We start from the raw sequence: 23321 nt of genomic DNA, 5'->3' as shown, positions 1-23321 counted from the left end.
GGCACGCGCACAGGCTCGGCGCCGAGCGGAACAGTGATGGCAGGACGCCGCGTACCGGAGTCCACCGTTACCTGACTCGGGAGACTCGACAGTGATCAACTCCAAGCGCCACGAACGGGACGGGACCGTACGCACGGCGCCCGACCGAACCCCCCATCACGCTCCCCCGGCCCCGGGCGGCGGGTTCCTGATCAGGTTGGGTGGCCTGTGGCCCACCGCACTCGCCGTCGTCCTGGTCGTCGTCACCTTCGTCGATGGCGTGCCGCCCGTGCAATTCCTGGCAGGCCTGCTCGTCGTGATGCCCTTGTGCTACCTGCTCTTCGGCGCCCTGCGCAAGGAGCTGGGCCGGCCCCGCACACTCGCGGTGCAGGTCGCGGCGCTCCTTGCCTTCGCCTGCCTTGCGCTGGTGGCGTTGGCGGCGGACCAGACCGTCGGACTGCGCCTGGTGGCCGCCGGGTGGCTGGCACACGGCGTCTGGGACTTCGTTCACCACCGGACGGGCAGGGTCGTCCCCCGAGGGTGGTCGCAATGGTGCGGCGTCGTCGACGTGGGCGGTGCACTGACGATCGTCTTGCTGGCCTGAACCCGGGCTTGCCGTGACCGGCGTCGCCCACCCGAAGGGAAGCAGCCCCGCCCTCCCTCCTGCGGACGGCGAGGCGGCCGCGGCCGGACCCGCCCCTGTGCGCCGGTCGCCCCGGTCGCCCCGGTCGCCCCGGCGGCCTGCCGCGGGTGTGGGGTTACGGGGCGAGCGGGCCGGCGGCGGCGAGGAACAGGGCGGGGCATCGGCTTCGGGCCACGGGGGTTCGGGACCGCCCCGAGGGGTGGGTGTCGTGGCCCGGGTCGGGGGTGCGGTCAGCGGTTGTCGTGGAGTTCCTGGTGCATCTGGGGCTGGTTGTCCTGGTCGTGGGTGAGGGCGAACTTCTGGACCTCGTTGAAGCCCTTGGAGGCGATGCCGACGATCTCCTTGTACGGGTTGACGCCGACGGCCTTCTTGGCCCCGCCGCCGAGGAGGCCGCCGCCGATGCCGCTGATCGCGTCGTGTCCGGCCGCGATCGGTTTCGCGGCCGCGTCCAGGACGCTCTTGGGCAGGCCGGCCATGTCCGCGTACTTGTCGGTCAGCGCGTGGCGGACCATCGCGATGAACGCGTCGTGGACGCCCGGCGGGTAGAACTTCTTGTAGAAGTCGACGGCCTGCTTCGTCATGAAGACGCCGTCGTCGGTCTTCTTCCACTCCTGGTCGCGCACATGGTTCCACAGGCCCTCGACCAGGTCGGGGTCCTTGGGCAGGAGCCACTTCTCCGGCGTGCCCAGGTAGTGGTTGACGTAGTGCCAGGCGCACATGAAGCCCTTGGCGTCGTCCTTGGCCACGTCGATGCCCAGGTGGTGCATGGCCTCGATGATCTGGGTGGAGAAGACGCACGCGGCGCCGGTGGTGTACTTCTGCGAGACGGGCTCGCCCCACTTCGCGTAGTCCCACTCGCCGCTCTTCTTGTGGAGCTGGCGGACAGAGGCATGGACGAGGCGCACCTTGGTGACGTTCGCGGCGAGGGTTCCGTCGCGCATGGCGTTCTTGTCGCCCATGTCGAGGAAGAGGCGGGAGGACTGGGACAGGCGTCGTCCGGGTCCTTCGACTCCGCCGAGGCGGCCGGTGGAACGGAGGGTGAAGGCGCCGGTCGGGGAGAGGTAGGTGCCGATGAGGCCGACGGTGCCCTGGAGCATGGTGACTTCGCCGTGGTGGTGGGCGAAGAACCCTTCGGCGGCCTTGACGTCGGCTTCGGACCAGTCCGGCGGCGCCGCCGCGGCCTCCTTGAGGAACTGGGCCAGGCGCGGGGGGAGTTCGGAGAGGTCTTGACCGGGCTTGAGGGTTCCGATGGTACGGAACAGGGCGTTGACCCCGTCGATCTCCTTGTTGTCGATCAGGTCGGAGACCAGTTGGTCGGCCTTCGGGTCACCGACCTTGGCGGCCGCTTCCAGTTCGGCGGCGATCGTGGCTGTCGTCAGTCCCATGCGGGGGTCCTTTCGGGGGGTGGGCAAGAGTTCGCAGCCGCGCGCACGACGTCCGGCCGGCGCGGGGAGCGGCGGCCCGGCGTCGGAGCCGGGCAGTCAGGATCGTTGCGGTCCGCACGGGGGGTGGGAACCCACCGGAGCTGCGGGATCGTTTTCCCCTCACCCGAACGGACTGACGGCGACAGCACATCTGACCTGCGGAAACGATCGTCCTGTGACCACTCCCGAACGAGGTCCCTCGTCGAAGGAGAGCCGTGCACGTGCAGCTACCCGAGGGTTGCCCCGCCCCTCCACGGACGACCCCGGCTGCCGTGCGCCCACTCTGCTGACGGTCCTGCGCCAGGCAGCGGCTGACGGGCTCCGGTGTCATCCTGAGAGAGGGGCGCGAAGGCTGCACGACCCGGTGCACACGGCCGCAGGACACACGCCAGGAGGAGCCTTGACACAACTGGCTCGGATTCCGCTGGGAGAAGGGGGCTCCCTCCTGGTCGAGGCTCCGGCTGCGCCGGCCGGGCCGGTGAAGGCCGGCCGCGTCAGCGATGCCATCCACGACCTGCCGGCGACCCTCCAGGAGGCTCTGGCCCCCATCACCGACGCAGCGCACGCCACGCTCCAACAGCTGCGCAAAGCCGGCCCCGACGCGATCACGGTCGAGTTCGGCGTGGACCTCGCCGTCGAGGCCGGAGCCGTGATCACCAAGAGCAGCGCCAACTGCCATCTGAAGGTCACCATGATGTGGAAGAAGGACGCACCCGGCGGCCGTCCCGACGCAGCCCAGCAATCTGGGTGATCCCGTGAACGCCGGCGGCAAGGGTCAGGGCCCGGACGGCGAGCGCACCTCGGTACTGCTCGCCGGCGTGGCCCAGGTCCTCGGCCGTGACGGCCTGGTGGCCGGCGGCGGATTCCTGGTGGCCGACCACGTCCTCGTCACGTGCGCCCATGTCGTGGTCGCCGCCGGATCCGGGCCCGGTGAGCACGTCCGGTTGGTCTTCCCTCACGTGGACGGTGCGCGGCAGACCGAGGGCCTCGTCCTGGACGGGGCGTGGCGGGCGCCCGAGGACGTCGACGTGGCCGTGGTACGCCTGAGCGATGCACCAGCGGGCAGCACGGCCTTGGCGCTGGGCTCGGCGGAGGGCAGCCGGGGGCACCGGGTGCGCTCGTTCGGATTCCCCTTCCAGGCGCCGCCGGGCGGGCACTTCGGGTACGGCAAGGCCGGCGGAATGCTGCCCGCCACCGAGGGCCGGGGCGCTCACCTGCAGCTGACCGAGGCCAACGACCTCACCACCGGGTTCAGCGGGGGACCGGTCGTCGACGAGGTGACCGGGCTGGTCATCGGCATGCTGACGGAGATCACCGCCCCGGACGAGCACGAGCGGGGCCAGAACATCGCCTACGTCACCCCGACCCAGGTGCTGCGGGAGGTCTGGCCCGAGCTGACCGAGCAGGACGTGTGCCCTTACCGGGGACTGGAGTCGTTCACCGCGGAGCATGCCGAATGGTTCGAGGGACGCCAGGACGCCGTCCGTCAGGTGCTGGCCAACCTGGCCGCGCAAAGGCGGGTGACGTTGCTGCTCGGCCCCTCCGGCTCGGGCAAGTCCTCGCTGGTCCAAGCCGGGGTCCTGCCCGCCCTGGCAGCCGGCGCGCTGCCGGACAGCGACCGCTGGCTGCCCGTCGTCACCCGGCCCCGGCAGGACCTGCTGGCCGAACTCGAACGCGCCGGGCTGCCCGGGGCTGACAGCGTCGGGATCGCCGGGGCCGTGGCGCGCAGACTGGCGTCCGAACCCGGCCACCAGCGTGTCGTCCTCGTCCTCGACCAGTACGAAGAGCTCCTCGCGGACCCCTTCACCACCCGGCAGCACGAGCGCCGCCTGGCCGCCATCGATCAGATCACCGCCGCGATCACCTCGCGCGCCGAGCTCCACGTGATCATGATCTTGCGCGATGACTTCTATCCCCAGCAGGCCGCCCTCGCCCCCCACCTGCTCGAAGCGGCGATGCCGGGTCTGCTCAACGTACCGAGCACGCTCACCCAGGACGACCTGCACGACATCATCACGCTGCCCGCCCTGAAAGCGGGCGCCCACGTCGAGCAGGGCCTGCCCGAGCACATCATCGCCGACATCCTCGCCGGCACCCCCGGGGGAACCACCTCCCGCCGTGCCCCGGTCACCGTGCTGCCCATGCTCGAACTGGCCCTCAGCCAGCTGTGGCAGCGACGCCACGACGGCTACCTCACCCACGACGCGTACCGGCGCATCGGCGGCGTCACAGGCAGCCTGACCACCTGGTGCGAATCCGCACTCAACCAGCTGCCACCCGACGGTCTGCCCATCGCCCAGCGCATCCTGACCTCCCTGGTCCGCTCCGCCGACCCCGGCCACAACGTCCCCGCCCTTCGCGAACGGGTCCCGCTGAACGACCTGCGCGAACTGGCGGCCGACGTCAGCGACGGGCCGGACGGCAGCGAGCGGATCGACGCGGTTCTCTCGGCCCTCACCCGCCACCGCATCATCACCACCCACACACCTCAGGTTTCCCCGGCCCAGGACACACCTCCCGCACAGCCGGTGGCCGAACTCGTCCACGAGGCGCTCATCCGCGACTGGGGCACGTTGCGCGAGTGGGTCCGCCAAGACCACGGCTTCAAGGAATGGCTCGACCACGCCCGCACGCGGTACGCCCGCTGGGCCGAGAGGAGGGACACCGGCGATCTGCTCGCCGGGACGGCTCTCGCCCAGGGGCTCGACTTGGCACGGCAACGCCGGCTGCCGGCCGACATCAGCGCCTACCTCAACGCCAGCAAGGAACACCAGCAAGCCGGCATCCGGCGCAGTCGACGCCTCAACGCGGTCCTGGCCTCCCTGCTCGTCCTCGCACTCATCGCCGCCGCAGGAGCCCTCTGGCAGTGGCGGACGGTCGAAACCGAGCGGAAGGCAGCCTTGTCGCGACAGCTCGCCGCCCAGTCCCACACGCTCATGGACGCCAACTCCGAACTCGCCTCCTTGCTGGCCGTCCAGGCGTACCGCACGAGCCACACCGCGGAATCCCTCGAAAGCCTGCGATCCGCTGCCGCCCTTCCGTACCCTCGGCGCCTCGCCGGGCACACCGACACGGTCTACTCCGTGGGGTTCAGTCCCGACGGAGCCACCCTCGCCACGGGCAGCGGCGACGGCACCGCGCGGTTGTGGGACGTGGACACCGGCAAGACCCGCACCACGCTCACCGGACACAGCGAGGCGGTTCTCTCGGTGGCGTTCAGCCCCGACGGAGCCACTGTCGCCACCGCCGGCCTCGACGGCACCGCACGCCTGTGGGATGCGAAAACGGGCAAGGCCCGCACCCAACTCCACGGCCACACCGCCACAGTGAACTCGGTGGCCTTCAGCCCCGACGGAGCCACCCTCGCCACCGCCGGCGACGACGGCACCGCACGCCTGTGGGATGCGCAAACGGGCCAAGCCCGCAGCCAACTCACCGGCCACACCGACCTGGTGAACGCCTTGGCGTTCAGCCCCGACGGACACACCCTGGCCACCATCAGCAGTGACAGGACCGCCCGCCTTTGGGACGTCGACACCGGTAGAACCCGCACCGTACTCACCGGACACACCCGCCAGCTCCTCTCGGTTGCCTTCAGCCCGGACGGCCACACCCTCGCCACGAGCAGCATCGACGGCCCCGTGCGGTTGTGGAATGCAGACACCGGGAAGACCCGCAGCACACTCACCGAGCCCCTCTCCCCCGTGCAGTCGGTGGCCTTCAGTCCCGACGGACGCACCCTCGCCACCGTGGGCGCCAACCACTTCACACAGGTGTGGGACGTGGCAACGGGTGCGATGAGCGCAGCTTTGCTCGGGCACACCGACATGGTGCACTCGGTGGCATACAGCCCTGACGGACGCATGCTGGCCACCGCCGGCGCCGACAAGACCGCGCGCGTGTGGGACATCACCAAAGGCGCGATCGGCACGGCCCTGCTCGGCCACACCGACACGGTGCAATCGGTGACGTACAGCCCCGACGGCCGGGCCCTGGCCACCGCCGGCGCCGACGGCACCGCGCGGCTGTGGGACGCGGCATCCGGCACGGCGCGCGCCACCCTCACCGGACACACTGCCTCCGTGAACTCGGTGGCGTTCAGTCCCGACGGCCGCACCCTCGCCACCGCCGGCACCGACGGCACCGCACGGCTGTGGGACGCGGACACCGGAAAAGCCCGAGCCACCCTCACCGGACACACTTCCACCGTGAACTCGGTGGCGTTCAGTCCCGACGGCCGCACCCTCGCCACCGCCAGCACCGACGGCACCGCACGCCTCTGGGACGCGGACACCGGAAAAGCCCGCGCCACGCTCGCCGGACACACGGACGCCGTGTTCTCCGTGGCGTTCAGCCCTGACGGCCGTACTCTCGCCTCGGCCGCCGGCGACAAGACCATACGCCTGTGGGACGCGGCCACCGGAAAACCCGGCCCCGTCCTCGCCGGGCACAACGATTCGGTCGCCCGGGTGGCGTTCAGTCCCGACGGCCACACGCTCGCGAGCGCCAGCGTCGACAAGACGGTGCGCCTGTGGGACGTGGCCACCCGGCAGACCCGCACCACCCTCGGACACACCGCCGCGGTCCTCGCCGTGGCGTTCAGCCCCGATGGCCGAACCGTCGCGACCGGCAGCGACGACGGCACCGCCCGGTTGTGGAACGCGGACACCGGGAAAGCGCGCATCACCCTGATCGGGCAGCACTTCGACACGGTCTTCTCCGTGGCTTTCAGTCCGGACGGCCACACCCTCGCCACCGGAAGCGCCGACAAGACCGTCCACCTGAGGGACACCGCCCTGCCCAGGCCCGCCGCGGCGACCGAGAAGATCTGCCGCACCGTCGACCGCGACCTCACCCCACAGGAACGGACCGCGTACCTGCCAGGAAAGTCAACGAGCCCCGTGTGCCGACCGAGCTGACCGAGCTGACCGTTCCACCGGCGCCGCACGCTCTCAGCCGACGGGCCCCACGGGTGCGGTTAGTCGCCCCGATCGATTCCACCGTCAGTGGTCATCCCCCAGGTACTCACGGGCCGCGGCAAGGAAGGCCGCACGAGCGGTGGCGACGCGCTCGATCAACTCGCCGAAGTAGCTGTCCGTAAGGAGCGCATTGTCCTCCTCTGCCATGGCCAAGAGCTCTCGGCGGTGTGCGTCCGTGAGGCCTGGGGTGGCTCGCAAGGCCTCTTCCACCCGGGCGACGGCGTCCATCAACGCATCGCCGTTCGCGTCGACCAACAGCGTGATCTCCGCCTCGGGCGGGGTCACGCGCGTCCACTCCTGGGGCTGGCGGACCTGCAACCGGAGCGCCTCCATCGCCTCGAAGGCCTCCCCGATGCGCGCGGCGCCGGGCTCTTCCCCCGTTGCCTCCGCCGAGAGCAGCCCGAGGAACGCCTGCCAGGCGCGGTTCCGCGGCGCGAGAGAGGTCCGGAGGTCGACGAGCGTCCTCATCTCCTCGGTGAGACCGTGGGCCAGTTCAATGATCGGCATTGGGCCTCCGAGCTCGACCCGGAGAAGTGCCTCCTCGAAGGCGGCGGCAGCGGCATCGAGCTTCTCCTCGTACACGGGGACCTGGTCCTCGCTCGCCTCGTAAAGGCCGGCTGCTGCGTCCCCGTACCGCGCCGTCGCCAGGAGATACGCGGACCACGTGTCCTCGCGGATGCCCCGCCTCCACTGCTCGTGCGCGGCCCGGCTCTGCTCGATGGCCGACCGGTATGCGCCGTCGGCCTGTGCGAGGCCGGCCCTGAGGGTTGAATCGGCCGCCTTCATCGCCGCGCGCACCTGCCAGCGCACGACGAGCACGTTCACGGGTATCGCGAGCAGCGCAACACCCACTGCGGCAGCCGAAGAGATTCCTGGAAGATCCATGAGGGAATCGTTGCAGCCGTATGCCGGACCACCTCAAGGTGGTCCGGCTCCGCATGGTCGGTCGATCCCTGACGCGGTTCCGCAGGCCGTCAGGCGGTGAGGCCGTCAGATGTTGAGCACGATGGCGTACACGAGGAAGAAGAGCGCGATGGCCACGGCCAGCAGCACGATCACGATGATCGGGCCCTTGGCCCAGCCCCGCTTCAGGGGCCGGTGCGGGCCGGCGCCCGAGGCCGTGCTCGACTCGGCGGGCGGGGTCTCGCCCGGTGGCACTGCGCCGCCGGCGTCGAGACCAGGTGTGTTGCGCGGGTCCGGGTCGGGATTGGAGACGCTCATGGTTCTCAGTCCTCAGCTCGACGGTCTGGCACTCCGCGACAGGACGATCCATACCCGTGCGACCGGTCGGCATCGTGCGTGCCGCGGCGTGCCTCTGGCTTCGTCTTTTCAGCCCGTCGACAAGCCCCTACCCCGGCTCCGTCCTCGAACACACGACCGGCCGGGGTCAACGCTCTACGCTGAGGACAGGAACGTCCCTGGAGGCTGGTGTGGCGGCCCACTACCGATATCACCTGGATCAGGACGGGCACTCGATCACCGTCCTGTACGACGTCGGCCACCGCCGCGCCGAGGTCCTGGTCAACGGGAAAACCGTCGCCTGCGTCCGCGTACCCCGCTCCGCGGCCACGCTCCTGCAAGGCGAGACCCCCACCGATCCCCCGACGCCCTTCCTCATCCGCGTGGGCCAGCCCGATGGCCAAGGCGGCGTCCCCCTGTGCGCGCTGGAGACGCAGGGCATGCGCTACCTCATGCCGAGCGTTCCGCTCGTGGGGCGGGAAAAGTGGCCCGCCGAACGCACTCCCCCTGCCCGCACACCCGGCGAGCTCTTCACCCGGTGGAGGAATCGCATCCACCGGACGGGCGGCAGGACGGGATGAGAGCACTGGCCGGGGGTCCCGACAGGTCCCAGTGACGCCCCGTCACAGCATGGATGCGCTCTGTCGCTACGCGGGCAGGCCATGACCAGCGACCGCGGCCCGGGAGGCCGCGGTCCGGCTGGTGGTCGAACGGCCCGGTCCGCGACGAGGCAGCCGTGCCTCCCGGCACCTGACGGTCATCCCGCCACGCCTGCCTTCAGAGGCGGCCTCCGGTGAGCCTGGACAGGGGGCCCCGCTGTCGCAGGCCGGCCCGGCGGCCGAGCGTGTAGGCGGTGGTCACGACGGCCGCGGTGGTGGTCGCCGCGCCGGCCGTGACCGCCTTGCGGGCCCTGACTGCGGTCCAGATCCACCCGACTCGGCCAAGGGTCCCCCGGACGGTCTTCGCAGCGGCCGCCGTCTTCTCCGCCAGCGGTGCCGACAGGGCGCTGAGGGCGCCGGAGGTACCGCTCGCCGCGGTGGAAGCCGCCTTGGTTCCCTCCCGGGCCGCGCTGGCCGCCCGGTCACGGGTCTTGGTCCCGTTGGAGGAACTACGCGAAGTGGAACGTGCGTTGCTGGTCTTCTCCGATTCAGTCATGTACCGCGTGTGACCGCAACCCCGTGCGGTAAACCCCCCTTCACAGGAGCTTTCCCAAGGGACCCAGGTCGATGTTCAGGTCCTCGGGCTGCAAGCCGAAGCGGGTTCGCAGGAGGTCCATGCGGTCTTCAAGGAGCATCAAGGTGAGGCCGAGGCGCTCCTCTTGTTCCTCGGTGAGTCCGCCGCCCTCGACGCGGCGCAGGGCTTGACGCTCCATGAGCTGGCGCAGGAGTTCGATGACGGTCAGGACGAGGCAGGCGAGGTCGCGTTCGACGGTGTCGGGGTCGAGGTCGAGCCTCTGCGGGCGACTCATGGGGCTCCCTGCTTCCAGGGTGGGGGGACGGTGTCGTTCACCGAGCTGATCAGCGCTTTGAGGTCGATGCGCACGAGGTCGATGCCGGCGATCCGCAGGGTGATGTCGCCCGCGAGCACCACCCCGCCCGCCAGGAGGCGGTCGAGGAGGTCGACGAGGGCGACGTCCTGGTCTGCGATCACGAGGGCTCCGCTGCCACGCCGGCGGTTTGGGTGAAGGAGTACGGCACCCAGGGCCCGGTGAGCTCGATCCGGACGCCGGCCGGCAGGTCGTCCTCGGTCGGGACGCCGTCGAGGAAGGTCTGCCGGTCCGCGGTGGGAACGAGGTAGGCGGCGTTGAGGACGTTGGTGCCCGGTGCCTTGGAGAGCTGCTGCTGTTGGGGCGGGTGGAGCACCGCACCGGCCGCCTGGTGGGAGAGTCGCTCGTGGAGGGCTTCGGCGGCGCGCTGGGCCTGGCCGGTGCGATCGGCCTGTGCCCGTCGGTCGCTGATGCGCCGGCGCAGGTAGTCCCGGCCCGAAGGGGCGCCGGCGGAGGACGCTGCGCGGGGCTCGGCGGGTGCGGGGTCGGCGGGTGCGGCGTGGGCATAGAGCTTGACGCCCCACTCTTCCGCGTTCGCCACCCGTTCCAGCGCCTCGCCGAGGGTCGTTCGGGCCTCCGCCAGCATCCGCCGGACCCCGTCCCGCCCCCGGCAGATGGTGGCCAGCCGGAGGGGCACGGTGGTGGTCCGGCTGCCGACGCGTGCGACCACCCCGTGGTGGGCCCGGGCCACGCCGGCGAGCCAGTCCAGATCCTCCAGGCGGGCCCGGAGCGGCTGCTCGTCGAAGTCGGCCGCGTCGACGGGCTCGACGACCGCCGTGAGCCCCTCGTGGGCGACGAGTTCCAGGCCCGTGCCCAGAGCGGCCGGGACGTCGAGGTCGAGGGGCGGGGACGGCGGGGACTCGGTGCGCAGCACCGTGTAGACGTAGAGCAGTTCGTCGCTCACGGGCGTTCCTCCTGGCGTGCTTCCAGCTCTGCGAGGCGTCGGCGCAGTTCGTCGTTCTCGCGGCCCAGTTCGTCGTTCTCGCGGCCCAGTTCGCGGTGCCGGGCCTTGGAGGAGAGGGCGGGGTCCTGTTCCCACCAGTCGATCCCCATCTCCTTGGCGCGATCGACCGATGCGACCACCAGGCGGAGCTTGATGGTGAGCAGTTCGATGTCGAGGAGGTTGATGCGGATGTCACCGGCGATGACCACGCCTTTGTCGAGGACCCGTTCGAGGATGTCGGCGAGGTTGGCACTGGAATGGTCGTCGTAGGGCCGGGGCAGTCCGGAGGGCGTGGTCATGCGGACCGCCGGCTTGCGCGGCGGCCGCGGGGCGGGGCGGTTTCCCGCTCGTCCTCGGGCTCGAAGGCCTCGTCCCGTTCCGCCTGTTCGTCGTCGGAGTCGGGGTCGGGGTCGGGAGCGGCGTCCTCGTACTCGTCCTCGTACTCGTCCTCGTAGCCGTCGTCCGCCTCCTCGCCGTCGAGCTCGGCCTCGTAGCCCTCCTCGTACTCCCGGTCGTCCGCATCACCGGGGTCGGCCTCGTCGTCGTAGAGGTCGGTCGTGTCCCCCGCGTCGATCTCGTCGGGCTCCTCGGGTGAATCGACGCGTTCCCCGTCGTGGACCTCGCCGCGCCGGCCGTCGGGGTGGCCGTCCTCGAGGGTGAGGAAGCGGGCGTAGTCCTTCAGGTCCCGGCGGACCCTCCGGCTCTGGGCGCGCCAGAGGGTGGCGGTCTTCTGCCTCAGGCCCCGGGGGTGGTATTGGATGACCAGCAGGACGCGGGTGAGGTCGACCGCCAGTTCGTGGAACGTGACCGCGCCGCGGAGGGTGCCCTCGTCGCCCTCGGAGTGCCAGACGATGCGCTCCTCGGGGACCTGATCGATGACGTGGACCGTGCGGTTGCGGCGGGACCACGCAGCCTCGGCGTTCCCGTCGCCGGTGGTCTCGTCACCGCCGTCCCGCTCTTCGGCGCTGGTGACCGCGCGCGCGAACTCGGGGAAGTGGCGGTAGCGGATCCACTGGTCGTAGGCGTCCTTGACCGGCACGCCCACGTCCACCGATTCCAGGATGACGAGGGGCTTGCCGCGGCCGGGCTGTGCGCCCCGCCCGGCCAGTCGGTCGCGCAGGGCGTGCGCGGCCTTGTCCTTGGCCTGTTCGGCGCCGGCTCCGACGACCGCCCGGAGGGGGCCGCGGCCCTTGCGGATCCGGCGGGCGCCTTCGAGGGCCAGGGCCCGAAAGCCGGGGCTGCTGCCGTCGGCGATGGCGTTCAGGTGGGCGGTGGAGCGGCCCATGGTCCGCCCGGCAGCCACCAGGATCCGTTCGGCCTGCGCCATGACGTAGCGCTCCAGCTCCTCCATGGCCCGTTCGGCGGCGGGGCTGTCCTTGAGTCGTGCCAGGGCGGTCTCAGGCATCGCCGTCGCCACCCTGGCCGCGGCCGGCGGACCGCTTGGCAGTGCGCCGGGCGGGCGGCTTGCCGCTGCTCTTGGCGCTCGCCCCCGCAGAGCTCTTGGCCCTCGTGGAGCCGGTGCGGCGGGTGCCGGTCCGGCCGGCGGCCTGCTTGCGCGCCGGCCGCTTGCGCGCGGTCCCGTCGCCGCCCTCGTCCTCACCGTCGTCGGCCTCCTCGTCGTCGAGGCCCTCGGCCTCACCGGCCCCACCGGTCTTCCGGACCTTGTCATCGCCCTTCCCGGTGAGGGCCGTGAGGCGGTCCTGCACGTCCAGCGTGCGGTCGTGCAGGCGGTCGGCGACCGCCTCCAGCCGGCGGTCGACCAGGGCGCTCACGGCCGCCGAACCCACACCGCGCAGGTCCGTGCGCATCTGCTCGCGTATCTCCTTCACCTGGGGGTGGTCCCCCAGGCGGCTGCCGATGAAGGACGCGACGGACGCTGCGTTCGGGGCGAGCTTGCGGCCGAGCACCAGGGTGGTCAGGCCGAAGGCCAGCTTGGCCTTCTTCGTGCGGCCCAGTACGTAGCCGGCACTCACGGCCAGTCCCATTGCCATGCGGTTGTTCATCGCGGTCGCAACCTGTTTTCCAGTCGGGCCAGGAGCTCGTCCTCCCGGCGGTCGAACTCGGACTCGTCCATGTCCCCTGCCTCGAACGCGGCAACCAGCTGGGTGAGTTCGCGCTGGACGACGGCGGGGTCGTAGTACTGCCGCTCCGCCTCCGCGACGACCTGGCGCAGGACCCACGCGGTCCCCCGAACCGGCGCGGCCGGCAGCAGCAGTACCTCTTTCAGCAGGCCCATGGCGCTCAGCCCGCGTCGGCGAAGCTGTAGGGCGGCAGCGGACCGGTTGCCTGGACCTGAAGGTGCTCGTACTGCTCGTGCAGCGCGCGGACGGCGGCGAGGAAGTCCTCGCGCCGGTCGCGGTCGACCAGGAACGAAAGGTTGGCCAGCCAGCCGGCGCTCTCGGGCCCTCGGCGCACCCCTTCGGCGTGGGGCGCGAGGGTCTGCTCGATCAGTACGGCGTCCGTGCGCTCGCGTTCGGAGACGGCGCGGGCGACGAGTTCACCGAACAGCAGCTTCTCGTCGTGGTCGCCGCCACCCGCCGCACGCAGGGCCTGGTGGCGGGCGCGGAGCTGGGGGTCGGCGGCGAGCACGGCGAACAGGACGGCTTCCTCCTGGTGGTTGGCCTTGACGTTGTACTCGTCCCTGCCCGCCAAGGCCTCCAGGCGTTCCATGTACGCGTCGTGGTGCTCGCTGAGGATCGCGCCGACCGTGTCGTCGTCGGGCGAGACACCGCCGAAGCGCATCGGGAGGACGGGGCCGCCCGCCTGCGCCTGGATCACCACGCGCTGGTGGGCCAGGAGATCGCGGCGCTTCGCCTTCAGCTCCGCGGGGGCGTCGCTGACCAGGGCCACCAGCTGCCCTGCCCGTACGGTGCGGACCGGCAGCGGCGGCTCGCCTATGCCGTCGATGGTGTCGGGCAGCTCCTGCGAGGCGCGGGCGATGCCGTAGACGTAGGTGCTCATTCCTTTTCCTCCCGGCGGGTAGCGGTGCGCCGACGCGGCCGGCTCTCGGTCTTCTCCTCCGAGCTCTCCTCGCGGGCCTGGTTGAAAGCGTCGGAGATGGTCTGGGCGGCGCCGCTGAGGGCGCCCTTGGTCTTGCCGCGTGCGCCGGATTCGGTCATCTCGCCCACGAGGTCGGGCAGACCGGGGCTCTTGCGCGGTCCGGCTTCCAGGTCCAGGCGGTTGCACGCCTCCGCGAACCGCAGGTAGGTGTCCACGCTGGCCACGACGACCCGTATGTCGATCTTGAGGATCTCGATGCCGACCAGGGAGACGCGGACGAACGCGTCGATGACCAGACCGCGGTCCAGGATGAGTTCCAGTACGTCGTACAGGCCGCTGGAGCCACCGCCGGAAGTGGTGGGTGCGGGCTGGGCGGGAACGACAGTCATTGTTCCGTTTCCCTTTCTCTCGGGGGCCGGGACGCAAGAGCCGCCTTCAGCGACGGTCTGCACGGCCCCTTTCGTAGCGGCGGACACGGCGGTAGCCGATGAGTTCGCCGTCGCCGTCGACCTCGACGTCGTACGAGGCCAGCAGCGTCATCGTGTCGGGGACGCGGGGCAGTTCGACGATCTCGACCGAGAGCTTCCAGGTGCCGTCGTCGGCGCGTTCGCACGAACTCACCGCCTCGGCCGGCAGGCCCAGCAGCTGGGACAGCTGCTGCATCGCCGCGAGGATCACCTCGGCCGGGCGCGGCGGCTTCCCTTCGCCCGCCTTCTTCTGTGTGCCGTTGTCAGATGTGTTGGCCATGACTTCCTCCTGCCGCGTATGACCGACTCCCCCGGCCTCAAACCGTCCGAGATCCAGAGGCAGCCGATGTGTCACTGTGAGTCAGATGCGGACCGGGCATGTCCGCGGGCGGTTTCACCCAGGTCTGCTGCCCACGGCAACGACGGGCGCCCTGCGGGGCTTTCAGCGGAACCCCTTGACGCGGGAGAGGGCCCACACGCCCGTCGCAGCCAGTGCGATCTGGGTCAAGCACTCCGCCCAGTCGACCCCGCGGGTGTCCGCCAGGCCGCTGCCCCGCGCGACGAGGGTCCCGAGCAGCGCGGCCGCGATCCCCACGGTCAGCGTCCACAGGACGCCGATGTGCTGTCTTCCCGGCACCGCCAACCGGCCCAGGACGCCGATGAGGGCGCCTATGACCAGGGCGCTGACAACACCTGAAATCTCCACGACGAGACCTCCGCTCTTCGGATCGTCCTCAGGTCCCGGCCGGCACCGGTTCGGGCGACCGCTGATGTGCATGGCGACAGGGGGCGTCAGAGGCGACCGGACGGGGCGTGTGCTGCCACCGCCGGCGGGCGGTGCACGGGTTCTGCGCGCTGCGCCGGGCGATCCCGGGGTGGCAGAAACGCAGGTGCGCCAGGGGCGCGCGGGGCGCGGCGCGCCCGGGGGGCCGGCGCCCAGTGGGTCAGCCGGGCGCGGAGCTGGGCGCGGAGCCGGGCGCGGAGCCGGGCGCGGAGCGAGAGATCGGCGCCGACTGGCCCGTCAGTCGGTGGCGGCGTCGTGGGAGCCGGGTCGAACCGAGTAGTGACGGGGCGCCTGTGGTGTCCGTGCATGCAGGCTCATGTGCCCTCGGCCCGGACCTCTATCCACCAGGGGGCGTGTCGGCGCCGGTAGGGAGCCGCCGCCAGGGGGGAGCTCGATGAGTTCCTCCAGGGCGGCAGCCAGTTCTCTTTACATTCCGGGATCCCAAACGGCTGGCACCCCTCTACTTCTCCTCGATCGTCACGTCCCGGAGGGTGACCTTCTTCCTGGGGGCGCCGTCACCCTCTCCGTTGGCGTTGTCCGAGCCTGCTTTCGCGACTTCTTCCAGCACGTCCATGCCGGCCACGACCTCGCCGAAGACGGTGTAGTTCGGGGGCAGCTCGCTGTCGCCGTACACCAGGAAGAACTGGCTCCCGTTGGTGCCCGGTCCCGCGTTGGCCATGGCGAGGGTGCCTTTGGAGTACTCGGCGGTCTGCTTGCCGGAAGCGGCTTTCGGGAGGTTCTCGTCCGCGTACTTGTAGGCCGGCCCGCCCGACCCGCTGGCCGTGGGGTCACCGCACTGCAGGACCTTCAGCGCGCCGGTGGTCAGGCGGTGGCAGGCCGTCTTGTCGAAGAAGTCCTTGCCCGCGAGGTAGGTGAAGGAGCCGACCGTGCAGGGCGCCCTCCTCCCGTCCAACGAGAGCCTGATGTCGCCCAGGTTGGTCGTGAGCGTCGCCGTCACCGTGCTCCTGTACGGGGGCTCGGCAGGCGGCTTGCCCACGGCCTTGGCCCCCTGCGCCGTGTCGTCCAGGTAGAGGCACTCCCCCGGCGCGGCCGTGGACGCGGGGACGGCGGCGGGCGTGGCTGCCCGGGCGACGGGTGCGGGCGTGTACGGCCCGTAGGCGAGGGCGAGGAGTCCGGCAGTGAGCGCGGCGCCGGCCGCCGCGCGCGGAGCGAGGGGGAGCATGAGGGTCCGTTCGCAGGAGGGTGCAGGGGGGTCGAGCAGGAGCGGGTCAGACGAGGTAGATCTGTCCGCCGGTAATGCGGATGGTCCTCGGCGCCAGAGGTGACGGCGCGGGCCCCCGTGCCACCGAGCCGTCGGTCACGCGGAAGGCGCTGCCGTGACAGGGACAGCGGGCTGTGCCGCCCGAAACACTCGAAAGAGTGCAGCCCTGGTGCGTGCAGATCGAGCTGAACGCCTTGAAGGTTCCTTCAGCGGGCTGGGTCACCACGACGTTCTGCCGGCTGAAGATCACCCCGCCGCCGATCGGGATGTCCTTGGTCCCCGCCAGCGGTGCGCCCCTCTCCTCGGCGGGCCCTGCGCGACCGTCGTCCCTCGTCGCGGCCTCGGCGCCGCGGCTGCCGACGCCTGCGGACGCTGCCATCGCGAGCCCGGCCGCGGCGGCACTGTTCAGGACGACCCGACGTGAAGCTTCCACCCTGCGACTCCCCGGTTGCGGGTGCTGCGCGTGAGCACCAGGAGCCCCATCCTTAGCAGCTCGGGCGCAACCGCACGGACACCCTCACCCGTCCAGAGCAAGGCCGCCCGTCCCCGGTTTCGAGAGGGGGCCCCGGGGCACACGACGTAGCGTCACGATGGGCTACACCGGGAGGGCTTATGTCCGGACTCCTCGCAAAGATCAAGCAGTTCAGCCGCAGTCCGCAGGGGCAGCGGACGGTCGCTGCGGTGCGGCGTGCTGCTTCCGACCCGCGCAAGCGGGAACAGGCCCGCGGAATGCTCAGCCGCCTTCGCGGCAGGCGCTGACCCCGGCCTCGGCCGGCGGCGTCCGGCCCGTGCCGGACGGAAGGGTGCCGGACGCCGCTCCGGTGGGTTCCACGGATCCGGCCCACCGCCGCCGAGGCTCCCGGCGTGACGGAGCCGTCGACGAACGAGCCCGGCCCCTCAAGGGGCCGGGCTCGCCGCGCAGGTGCTCGGTCAGACGGTACAGCGGATCATGATCAGCGGTCGGTTCCCCGCGTAGTCCGCCCAGAACTCCTCGCCGAACTCCTCCACGCCGGCATCCGACACGTCCAGCGGAATCCACTCGATGCCGGTGAATCCGGCCGCCGTCAGCGTCTGCTCGTACGTCTCCTTCGACGGCGTGGTGGCCTCGAAGGAGACGGGCGGGTCGAGCAGGGCCGTGATCCGCGTGCCCCGGCCGATCTCGTTGTCCTTGCCGGTCGGCTCGCACAGGAAGCCGTACTTGGCCAGCGACGGCCCGTCGAAGTCGAAGCCCGGATTCTGCCCGAACAGGAAGAACTCACCGCCGTCGACGAGGCTGCGCCGGATGTTGTGCATCATCCGCTCGATCTCGGCGACGTCGCTGGCGTAGTTGAACGCCTGCACGGCCACGGCGATGTCGAAGGGCTTCTCGAAGGTGCGCAGGGTGGCCGTGTCCCCGACTTCGTAGGCGATGCCGAGGGGCTCGGCCTGCTCGCGGGCGTTGGCCGCGTCGATCATGGCGCTGGAGATGTCGAACCCGAAGACGTGCGCCGCACCGCGGCGCTTGAACTCGCGGCTGTAGAAGCCGGTGCCGCAGGCGATGTCGAGTACGGACTTGCCGGTGACGTCGCCGACCAGGGCGAGGAAGCCCGGTACCTCGGCGTAACGAATGATGGGCAGGGTCTTGAAGCCTTCGAATGCTTCACCGATGCCGTCGTACAGCTGACCACTCATCGTGGTGTTCCCCCTCGATTTGTGGCGTCGGCTCTCAGAATGAGCCGCGGCCCTCGGCGGGAAGTCTCTCCCCTGATCCACGCGACTTCGTACTGGTGGAAGATACGAAGATGCCGGGGGCATCGCCGAGGTGAGTCCAAAGGGAACGGGGCAACAAGCCGTCCGTTACGTGCCGTTGCTCAACTCCGCCGACGTGCCTCACGGTCGGCTCGGGCGGCTGTCACGCACCGACTCCTCCCGTGGCCGCGAGGGCTTCGGCCCCCAGGGCCCGGATCTCGGCCAGCAGCCGGGCGTTGGCGATGCCCTTGACGAGGTAGGCCGCGACGCCGACCTCGGCCATCTCCGTGCGCGGGCCCTGGTCGCCGTAGGCGGAGAACGCCAGGATGCGGACGCCGGGGACGGTACGGAGGAGCTCCGCGGCGGTGTACGGGCCGCCGCCGGGGAAGCGTACGTCGAGCACCACGACGTGCGGCCGCTGGGCGGTGGCGAGTCGGATCGCCTCGTCGGCGTTGGCCGCGCTGCCGACCAGGGCGAGGTCGCACTGGGCTCCGACGACCTCTGCCAGCGCCGCGCGCAGCATGTTGTTGTCGTCGCAGATCAGCACCCGCACGGGTCCCCCGGGCGGGGCGGTTGGGGCGGGCGGGATCACAATGGTTCCTGAGGGGTCGCCAGGGAGTCGAAACTTCTGGCGCGTGCACCGGGCAGCGGTTCGTCCAGTTCGCCGGTGGGCAGGTCGGGTACCCAGAACTCCACGGTCGTTCCGGTGCCGGGCTCGGTGCGCATGGTCCACCAGCCGCCGGCGGTCTCGGCTCGCTCCCGCATCTCGATCAGCCCGAAGTGCTCCTGCAACCTGGGGGCGGCCGCCGCGTTGCCGGTCCCGTCGTCGGCCACTTGGACCCGCAGGCCCTGGTTCTCGGTGGTGACGCTGACCCGTACGGTGCGCGCCCGGGCATGCTTGCGCACGTTCAGCAGCGCCTCCTGCACGATGCGGAAGATGGTGATGGCGGTCTCGGGGGCCGGCTCCTTCTCCAGATCCTGTTCCAGGGACGGCTCCAGGCCCCAGCTGCCGGCCACCACGTCGTTGAGGTGCTGGGACAGCGACTCGACCAGGCCGTGCCGGTCGATGCCGGGCGGCTGGAGCCGGAACGTGAGATTGCGCAGGCGGCCCACCGCCTCGCGCACCGTCGCGTCGAGCAGGGTGAGTTCCTTCGCGAAGGGCTCGCCGGCCTGGTCGGCGAGGAGCTGCAACCGCATGCCGACCGCGACCATGGCCTGGATGGAGTCGTCGTGGACGTCCCAGGCGATGCGGCGGCGCTCCAGCTCCTGCGCCTGTACCAGGTGGGCGAACAGGCGGCGGCGTTCGGTGAGCGCCTGTTCGGCGGCGCGGCGCTCGGTCATGTCCCGCGTGACCTTGCCGAAGCCGCGCAGTTCGCCGGTCTTGTCGAAGAGGGGGGTGATCACCACGTTGGCCCAGAAACGGGATCCGTCCTTGCGGATGCGCCAGCCCTCGTCCTCCAGCCGGCCGTCGATGATGGCCGTCTCGAGCTCCATGTGGGGCTTGCGGGCTGCGATGTCCTCGGGCGGGTAGAAGACCGAGAAGTGTTTGCCGATGATGTCCGCGGCGGCGTAGCCCTTGATCCGCTCTGCGCCGGCGTTCCAACTGGAGACGTGGCCTCCTGGATCGAGCATGAAGATGCCGTAGTCGAGGACGCTCGTGACCAGCAGGGTGAACGCCGTCTCGGTCGGGGCGAGGGTGCCGCCTTGTTCGGCGCGGCTGTGGTCGGTCATCGCAGCAGGCCTTCACGGCGGGCCACGGCGACCGCTTCCAGCTGGGAGCGGGCGCCGAGCTTCTCCAGCACCCGCTGGACGTGGTTCCTGGCGGTGTTGAGGGCGACGCCGAGCCGACGGCTGATGTCTGCTGCGCCCAGGCCGTCGCCGAGCAGGCAGAGCGTCTCGCGCTCGCGCGGGGTGAGGGTGGTACCCAGGCCGACGGTCCGGCCGGCCAGCCGGTCCAGCGCTCCGTCGAGCAAGCCCTTGCTGAAGGCCACCTCACCGGCCGCCACCAGGCGTACGCCGTCCTGCAGTTCATCCAGGTTGCCGACCTTGAGGATGAGTCCCGAGCCACCGGCCTCGGCGACGTCGGCGGCCATCGCAGGAGTCCCTTCACCGGTCAGTACCAGTACCCGGGTGCCGGGTGCGGCGGCCTTGAGAGCGGTGATGGCGGCGATGCCGTCGCCGTCGGGCAGTCGCCGGTCCAGCACCACCACGGCGGGGCGCAGCCGGGCCGCGTCGGCCAGCGCGTCCTTCACGGACAGGCAACGGCCGACCACTTCCAGGTCGTCGGTGCGGTCCAGGGCGATCCGGATCGCCTCGGCCACCATGTCGTGGTCCTCGACGAGCAGGATGGTGATGCGCCCTCCGCCGGTGCACGGCACGGTGTCCGGTGTGGTCTGCGGTGTGGAAGGCATCACACGGTCCTCGGTGGTAGACGCGGCACGCCGCCGGCGAACAGGTCGCGGACGCCAGTGAGGGCGAACAGCCGGGCCACCTGCGTGCGGGCGCCCTCCACCTGGAGCTCGGTGCCGATCCTATCCGCTGTGGCCTTGGCCTCCATCAGCACGTTGAGGCCCGCGCAATCACAGAACCGCAGGCCCCGGAGGTCGAGCACGACACGGTCGGGCCGTCGCGCGAAACAGTCGGCGAGGGCGGCGCGCAGCTGCGCGGTACCGTCCAGGTCCAACGCGCCGACGAGCCGCAGACCGGCCGCGTCGGCGGCGAGTGCGGTGCTGACCTGGAACACCGGGCCGGTCACGTTGCGTCTTCTCTCATGCGGCAGCCCCCAGCCTGGGTAATGGGCACCAGTCAAGAGTAGTGAATCTGCACTAGAAAAGAAGCCGTTCTCCTGATGGGTCGCCACCACGAGGGGCGGTTAGGCGCAAAAGCGGCCGAGAGCAGGGGCGCGAACCCGTGAAGGTTTCGAACGGGCTGGGTACCCTGCTGTGAGGGGACACGCCGATGGGCAGCGCCCCTACAGCACTACGGGCTCCCGGGCAGCGACGGGCGCCCCGAGCGGTGAGGCACTCAGGGGAAGGGACGTGGGGATGGAGCTCCCGTCGGCCGTTCCGCGTGACGCGCGTCAGGCGGAGGCGCGCGTCGGCTTCGACGGCGCACCCGGCTGCATCGCCGAGGCGCGGGAAGCCGCCGTCGCTTTCCTGCGCCACCACGCGCAACCCGCCGACCGCACCTTTCACGATGACGTCCTGCTGGTCGTCTCCGAGCTGGTGACCAACGCCGTCCGGCACGCTCCGGGGCCCTTCACCCTGGAACTCGGCCCGGTTCCCGGCGGGATCGAGATCACGGTGCGGGACACCAGCTCCCGCCTCCCGCACCCCCGGACCCCCGACCTGACCGGCGGACGCGGGTGGAACATCATCCGGACCCTCGCACGCCGCGTGCGCGTCGTCCCCTGCCCCGGCGGCAAGGCCGTCCACGCGGAGCTGGGCTGGTAGCCCCGGGACGGCCGGCCTGGCCAGTACCGCGCCCACACGGGCGATCCGTTGCACGAGCCCCTCATCGCCCCAGTCCTCGGAGGCCGCGTGGACGGCGGTCGGCAGTCGGCAGTCGGCAGTCGGCAGTCGGCAGTCGGCGGTCGGCAGGCGAACTCAACCCCGCCTATAGGACGACGGGCTTCACGCCTGCATCTCCCCCTTCGAAGCCTTCGGAGCACTCGGAGCACTCGGAGCCTCCTGAGCCCTCGAAGCCTCCTGGGCAGACGCCACGCGGGCCGAGTGCGTCGGTGCGTCGGGCACCCCGGCCGGGCGCAGGCCGGCGAACTCCTTGCGCAGCACCGGCACGACCTCCTCGCCGAGCAGGTCGAGCTGTTCCAGGACGGTCTTCAACGGCAGGCCCGCGTGGTCCATCAGGAACAGCTGCCGCTGGTAGTCGCCGGCGTAATCCCGGAAGGACAGGGTCCGCTCGATGACCTGCTGCGGCGAGCCGACGGTCAACGGGGTCTGGGAGGTGAAGTCCTCCAAGGACGGGCCGTGGCCGTAGACCGGCGCGTTGTCGAAGTACGGGCGGAACTCACGAACCGCATCCTGCGAGTTCCTGCGCATGAACACCTGGCCGCCGAGGCCGACGATGGCCTGCTCGGGGGTGCCGTGCCCGTAGTGGGCGTAGCGCTGCCGGTACAGGCTCACCATCTGCTTGGTGTGGGAGGCCGGCCAGAAGATGTTGTTGTGGAAGAAGCCGTCGCCGTAGTACGCGGCCTGCTCGGCGATCTCCGGCGATCGGATGGAACCGTGCCACACGAAGGGCGCGACACCGTCCAGCGGGCGCGGGGTCGAGGTGAAGGACTGCAGCGGTGTGCGGAACTTGCCCTTCCAGGTGACGACGTCCTCGTCCCACAGGCGGCGCAGCAGCGCGTAGTTCTCGATGGCGAGGTCGATGCCGTCGCGGATGTCCTTGCCGAACCAGGGGTAGACCGGGCCGGTGTTGCCGCGGCCCATCATCACGTCGACGCGGCCGTCGGCGACGTGCTGGAGCATCGCGAAGTCCTCGGCGATCTTCACCGGGTCGTTCGTGGTGATCAGCGTGGTCGACGTGGACAGGATCAGCTTCTCGGTGCGCGCGGCGATGTAGCCGAGCATCGTGGTCGGCGAGGAGGGGACGAACGGCGGGTTGTGGTGCTCGCCGGTGGCGAAGACGTCGAGACCGACCTCCTCGGCCTTCTGCGCGATGGCGAGCATCGCCTTGATGCGCTCGTGCTCGCCGGGCGCGCGTCCGGTCGTCGGATCGGCGGTGACGTCACCGACGGTGAAGATCCCGAACTGCATGGCTCCCCTTCCCTGGGTTGTTCATAATTCAACTATACCCGGGGAACACGGAGCTCGCGGCAGGCATTCCGCAGGGGCGGCAGCTCCGCGGGGGCACGGTGCGCACGCCGTTTGCCCCCGTGGGCGGCGGGCAGTCGCCTTACCTACGGCGCTGAGTGGCGACAGGGGGCGACCGCATGACTGACACCGAGGGGCGGCCGGAGGTCCGAGCGGTGTTCGGGGCCTTCGACACGGACGACGACTGGATGCTCGACGTACACGAGTTCAGCGATGCGATGGCCCGGCTCACCGGGCGGCACCTCGGCGACGAAGCGCTCCTGCACCTGTTCCGCACGGCGGACGTCGACGGCGACGGCCTGGTCACCCTCCCGGAATTCGAAGACTGCCTGAAAGAGCTGTGACCCACTCCATGCGGTCTCACATGAACGGCGAACCTCCCGCCGCGGCCCGCCAGAGCCCCATCCGGAAGGCCGACTTGGGCCCCGCCCCCTCAGGAGGAACCGGCACTATCCGGTCAGCCTGGATGGCCGTTCGATGAACCGCGCGCGGCCGACAGCAGGTCAGCGGCGCCCCTGCGGCCGCCCCGGCG

The 23321-nt window shown here is 70.9% G+C and carries 28 protein-coding genes; 6 read left to right on the top strand and 22 right to left on the bottom strand.

Annotated features, from left to right (window positions below; genetic code table 11):
- The first annotated feature begins 91 nt into the window (after window positions 1–91).
- The gene (locus tag AB0D44_RS22735) at window positions 92–583 is read left to right on the top strand and encodes a hypothetical protein (RefSeq protein WP_362593945.1); all 492 of its coding nucleotides are present in this window, start codon (window positions 92–94) and stop codon (window positions 581–583) included.
- A 269-nt stretch (window positions 584–852) separates the two neighbouring features.
- Here AB0D44_RS22735 and AB0D44_RS22730 read toward each other — a convergent pair whose 3' ends face one another.
- A complete protein-coding gene (locus AB0D44_RS22730; RefSeq protein WP_362593942.1) occupies window positions 853–2007 on the bottom strand; it encodes an oxygenase MpaB family protein in 1155 nt (384 codons plus the stop codon).
- Between the two features lie 439 nt (window positions 2008–2446).
- Between AB0D44_RS22730 and AB0D44_RS22725 the strand changes: the two genes are divergently transcribed.
- Both AB0D44_RS22725 and AB0D44_RS22720 read left to right on the top strand, forming a co-directional pair.
- On the top strand, window positions 2447–2797 hold the full coding sequence (locus AB0D44_RS22725) for a CU044_2847 family protein (RefSeq protein ID WP_362593939.1): 351 nt from the start codon (window positions 2447–2449) through the stop codon (window positions 2795–2797).
- A gap of 4 nt (window positions 2798–2801) precedes the next feature.
- Window positions 2802–6965, top strand: a complete 4164-nt coding sequence (locus AB0D44_RS22720; protein WP_362593936.1) for a trypsin-like peptidase domain-containing protein — start codon at window positions 2802–2804, stop codon at window positions 6963–6965.
- 84 nt (window positions 6966–7049) lie between these two features.
- Here AB0D44_RS22720 and AB0D44_RS22715 read toward each other — a convergent pair whose 3' ends face one another.
- On the bottom strand, window positions 7050–7910 hold the full coding sequence (locus AB0D44_RS22715) for a hypothetical protein (protein ID WP_362593933.1): 861 nt from the start codon (window positions 7908–7910) through the stop codon (window positions 7050–7052).
- 105 nt (window positions 7911–8015) lie between these two features.
- Complete coding sequence (locus tag AB0D44_RS22710; RefSeq protein WP_362593930.1) at window positions 8016–8246, bottom strand: DUF6480 family protein; 231 nt, start codon at window positions 8244–8246, stop codon at window positions 8016–8018.
- A gap of 209 nt (window positions 8247–8455) precedes the next feature.
- Between AB0D44_RS22710 and AB0D44_RS22705 the strand changes: the two genes are divergently transcribed.
- On the top strand, window positions 8456–8845 hold the full coding sequence (locus AB0D44_RS22705; protein WP_362593927.1) for a hypothetical protein: 390 nt from the start codon (window positions 8456–8458) through the stop codon (window positions 8843–8845).
- 614 nt (window positions 8846–9459) lie between these two features.
- Here AB0D44_RS22705 and AB0D44_RS22700 read toward each other — a convergent pair.
- The 18 genes from AB0D44_RS22700 to AB0D44_RS22615 form a co-directional block, all read right to left on the bottom strand.
- Window positions 9460–9732 (bottom strand): gas vesicle protein K, encoded by a 273-nt coding sequence (locus AB0D44_RS22700; RefSeq protein WP_362593924.1) that lies wholly within the window; start codon window positions 9730–9732, stop codon window positions 9460–9462.
- Window positions 9729–9911, bottom strand: coding sequence for a gas vesicle protein (locus AB0D44_RS22695; RefSeq protein ID WP_362593981.1), 183 nt, complete (start codon window positions 9909–9911; stop codon window positions 9729–9731). Before AB0D44_RS22695 ends, AB0D44_RS22700 begins: the two co-directional genes overlap by 4 nt.
- Window positions 9911–10714 (bottom strand): GvpL/GvpF family gas vesicle protein, encoded by an 804-nt coding sequence (locus AB0D44_RS22690; protein WP_362593921.1) that lies wholly within the window; start codon window positions 10712–10714, stop codon window positions 9911–9913. Before AB0D44_RS22690 ends, AB0D44_RS22695 begins: the two co-directional genes overlap by 1 nt.
- Window positions 10711–11052: a gas vesicle protein GvpJ gene (gvpJ, locus tag AB0D44_RS22685; RefSeq protein WP_362593918.1), complete on the bottom strand. Its 342-nt coding sequence runs from the start codon at window positions 11050–11052 to the stop codon at window positions 10711–10713. Before gvpJ ends, AB0D44_RS22690 begins: the two co-directional genes overlap by 4 nt.
- Complete coding sequence (locus tag AB0D44_RS22680; protein WP_362593915.1) at window positions 11049–12158, bottom strand: SRPBCC family protein; 1110 nt, start codon at window positions 12156–12158, stop codon at window positions 11049–11051. Before AB0D44_RS22680 ends, gvpJ begins: the two co-directional genes overlap by 4 nt.
- The gene (locus AB0D44_RS22675; RefSeq protein WP_362593912.1) at window positions 12151–12756 is read right to left on the bottom strand and encodes a DNA primase; all 606 of its coding nucleotides are present in this window, start codon (window positions 12754–12756) and stop codon (window positions 12151–12153) included. The genes AB0D44_RS22680 and AB0D44_RS22675 overlap by 8 nt, the downstream gene beginning before the upstream one ends.
- Entirely contained in the window at window positions 12753–12989 is a 237-nt protein-coding gene (locus AB0D44_RS22670) for a gas vesicle protein GvpG (RefSeq protein ID WP_362593910.1), read from the bottom strand. Before AB0D44_RS22670 ends, AB0D44_RS22675 begins: the two co-directional genes overlap by 4 nt.
- A gap of 5 nt (window positions 12990–12994) precedes the next feature.
- Entirely contained in the window at window positions 12995–13714 is a 720-nt protein-coding gene (locus AB0D44_RS22665) for a GvpL/GvpF family gas vesicle protein (RefSeq protein ID WP_362593908.1), read from the bottom strand.
- Window positions 13711–14142, bottom strand: coding sequence for a gas vesicle structural protein GvpA (locus AB0D44_RS22660; RefSeq protein WP_362593906.1), 432 nt, complete (start codon window positions 14140–14142; stop codon window positions 13711–13713). The genes AB0D44_RS22665 and AB0D44_RS22660 overlap by 4 nt, the downstream gene beginning before the upstream one ends.
- Before the next feature lie 46 nt (window positions 14143–14188).
- Window positions 14189–14500 carry a gas vesicle protein GvpO gene (gene gvpO / locus AB0D44_RS22655; RefSeq protein ID WP_362593904.1) on the bottom strand — a complete coding sequence of 104 codons (312 nt, stop codon included), beginning with the start codon at window positions 14498–14500 and terminating at the stop codon, window positions 14189–14191.
- Between the two features lie 162 nt (window positions 14501–14662).
- Window positions 14663–14926: a GlsB/YeaQ/YmgE family stress response membrane protein gene (locus AB0D44_RS22650; protein ID WP_362593902.1), complete on the bottom strand. Its 264-nt coding sequence runs from the start codon at window positions 14924–14926 to the stop codon at window positions 14663–14665.
- 538 nt (window positions 14927–15464) lie between these two features.
- Window positions 15465–16187: a peptidylprolyl isomerase gene (locus tag AB0D44_RS22645; RefSeq protein WP_362593900.1), complete on the bottom strand. Its 723-nt coding sequence runs from the start codon at window positions 16185–16187 to the stop codon at window positions 15465–15467.
- 46 nt (window positions 16188–16233) lie between these two features.
- The gene (locus tag AB0D44_RS22640) at window positions 16234–16659 is read right to left on the bottom strand and encodes a Rieske (2Fe-2S) protein (RefSeq protein WP_362593898.1); all 426 of its coding nucleotides are present in this window, start codon (window positions 16657–16659) and stop codon (window positions 16234–16236) included.
- A 497-nt stretch (window positions 16660–17156) separates the two neighbouring features.
- The gene (locus AB0D44_RS22635; protein WP_362593896.1) at window positions 17157–17897 is read right to left on the bottom strand and encodes a class I SAM-dependent methyltransferase; all 741 of its coding nucleotides are present in this window, start codon (window positions 17895–17897) and stop codon (window positions 17157–17159) included.
- 220 nt (window positions 17898–18117) lie between these two features.
- Window positions 18118–18501 (bottom strand): response regulator transcription factor, encoded by a 384-nt coding sequence (locus tag AB0D44_RS22630; protein ID WP_362593894.1) that lies wholly within the window; start codon window positions 18499–18501, stop codon window positions 18118–18120.
- 41 nt (window positions 18502–18542) lie between these two features.
- A complete protein-coding gene (locus AB0D44_RS22625) occupies window positions 18543–19685 on the bottom strand; it encodes a PAS domain-containing sensor histidine kinase (RefSeq protein WP_362593892.1) in 1143 nt (380 codons plus the stop codon).
- Window positions 19682–20365, bottom strand: a complete 684-nt coding sequence (locus AB0D44_RS22620; RefSeq protein WP_362593890.1) for a response regulator transcription factor — start codon at window positions 20363–20365, stop codon at window positions 19682–19684. Before AB0D44_RS22620 ends, AB0D44_RS22625 begins: the two co-directional genes overlap by 4 nt.
- A complete protein-coding gene (locus tag AB0D44_RS22615; protein WP_362593888.1) occupies window positions 20365–20709 on the bottom strand; it encodes an STAS domain-containing protein in 345 nt (114 codons plus the stop codon). The genes AB0D44_RS22620 and AB0D44_RS22615 overlap by 1 nt, the downstream gene beginning before the upstream one ends.
- 289 nt (window positions 20710–20998) lie before the next feature.
- Between AB0D44_RS22615 and AB0D44_RS22610 the strand changes: the two genes are divergently transcribed.
- Window positions 20999–21406 (top strand): ATP-binding protein, encoded by a 408-nt coding sequence (locus AB0D44_RS22610; protein ID WP_362593887.1) that lies wholly within the window; start codon window positions 20999–21001, stop codon window positions 21404–21406.
- A gap of 180 nt (window positions 21407–21586) precedes the next feature.
- On the opposite strand, the gene AB0D44_RS22605 is transcribed toward AB0D44_RS22610, so the two are convergent.
- Window positions 21587–22732 (bottom strand): LLM class flavin-dependent oxidoreductase, encoded by a 1146-nt coding sequence (locus AB0D44_RS22605; protein ID WP_362593886.1) that lies wholly within the window; start codon window positions 22730–22732, stop codon window positions 21587–21589.
- Window positions 22733–22908: 176 nt separating this feature from the next.
- Here AB0D44_RS22605 and AB0D44_RS22600 point away from each other — a divergent pair, with 176 nt between their 5' ends.
- On the top strand, window positions 22909–23133 hold the full coding sequence (locus tag AB0D44_RS22600) for an EF-hand domain-containing protein (RefSeq protein ID WP_362593884.1): 225 nt from the start codon (window positions 22909–22911) through the stop codon (window positions 23131–23133).
- The last annotated feature ends 188 nt before the right edge of the window (window positions 23134–23321 follow it).

Source organism: Streptomyces sp. NPDC048349, from assembly GCF_040651925.1.
In the GTDB taxonomy this organism is placed as follows: Bacteria; Actinomycetota; Actinomycetes; order Streptomycetales; family Streptomycetaceae; genus Streptomyces.
Note: the sequence above shows the minus strand (reverse complement) of the source record. Positions and strands in the feature narration are given on the sequence as shown.

Coding starts and splice junctions, on each gene's coding strand:
- AB0D44_RS22600 (WP_362593884.1), top strand. CDS start 22,909: ATGACTGACACCGAGGGGCGGCCGGAGGTCCGAGCGGTGTTCGGGGCC.
- AB0D44_RS22700 (WP_362593924.1), bottom strand. CDS start 9,732: ATGAGTCGCCCGCAGAGGCTCGACCTCGACCCCGACACCGTCGAACGC.
- AB0D44_RS22625 (WP_362593892.1), bottom strand. CDS start 19,685: ATGACCGACCACAGCCGCGCCGAACAAGGCGGCACCCTCGCCCCGACC.
- AB0D44_RS22730 (WP_362593942.1), bottom strand. CDS start 2,007: ATGGGACTGACGACAGCCACGATCGCCGCCGAACTGGAAGCGGCCGCC.
- AB0D44_RS22605 (WP_362593886.1), bottom strand. CDS start 22,732: ATGCAGTTCGGGATCTTCACCGTCGGTGACGTCACCGCCGATCCGACG.
- AB0D44_RS22635 (WP_362593896.1), bottom strand. CDS start 17,897: ATGAGTGGTCAGCTGTACGACGGCATCGGTGAAGCATTCGAAGGCTTC.
- AB0D44_RS22645 (WP_362593900.1), bottom strand. CDS start 16,187: ATGCTCCCCCTCGCTCCGCGCGCGGCGGCCGGCGCCGCGCTCACTGCC.
- AB0D44_RS22680 (WP_362593915.1), bottom strand. CDS start 12,158: ATGCCTGAGACCGCCCTGGCACGACTCAAGGACAGCCCCGCCGCCGAA.
- AB0D44_RS22675 (WP_362593912.1), bottom strand. CDS start 12,756: ATGAACAACCGCATGGCAATGGGACTGGCCGTGAGTGCCGGCTACGTA.
- gvpO (WP_362593904.1), bottom strand. CDS start 14,500: ATGGCCAACACATCTGACAACGGCACACAGAAGAAGGCGGGCGAAGGG.
- AB0D44_RS22610 (WP_362593887.1), top strand. CDS start 20,999: ATGGAGCTCCCGTCGGCCGTTCCGCGTGACGCGCGTCAGGCGGAGGCG.
- AB0D44_RS22660 (WP_362593906.1), bottom strand. CDS start 14,142: ATGACTGTCGTTCCCGCCCAGCCCGCACCCACCACTTCCGGCGGTGGC.
- AB0D44_RS22620 (WP_362593890.1), bottom strand. CDS start 20,365: ATGCCTTCCACACCGCAGACCACACCGGACACCGTGCCGTGCACCGGC.
- AB0D44_RS22710 (WP_362593930.1), bottom strand. CDS start 8,246: ATGAGCGTCTCCAATCCCGACCCGGACCCGCGCAACACACCTGGTCTC.
- AB0D44_RS22670 (WP_362593910.1), bottom strand. CDS start 12,989: ATGGGCCTGCTGAAAGAGGTACTGCTGCTGCCGGCCGCGCCGGTTCGG.
- AB0D44_RS22715 (WP_362593933.1), bottom strand. CDS start 7,910: ATGGATCTTCCAGGAATCTCTTCGGCTGCCGCAGTGGGTGTTGCGCTG.
- AB0D44_RS22665 (WP_362593908.1), bottom strand. CDS start 13,714: ATGAGCACCTACGTCTACGGCATCGCCCGCGCCTCGCAGGAGCTGCCC.
- gvpJ (WP_362593918.1), bottom strand. CDS start 11,052: ATGACCACGCCCTCCGGACTGCCCCGGCCCTACGACGACCATTCCAGT.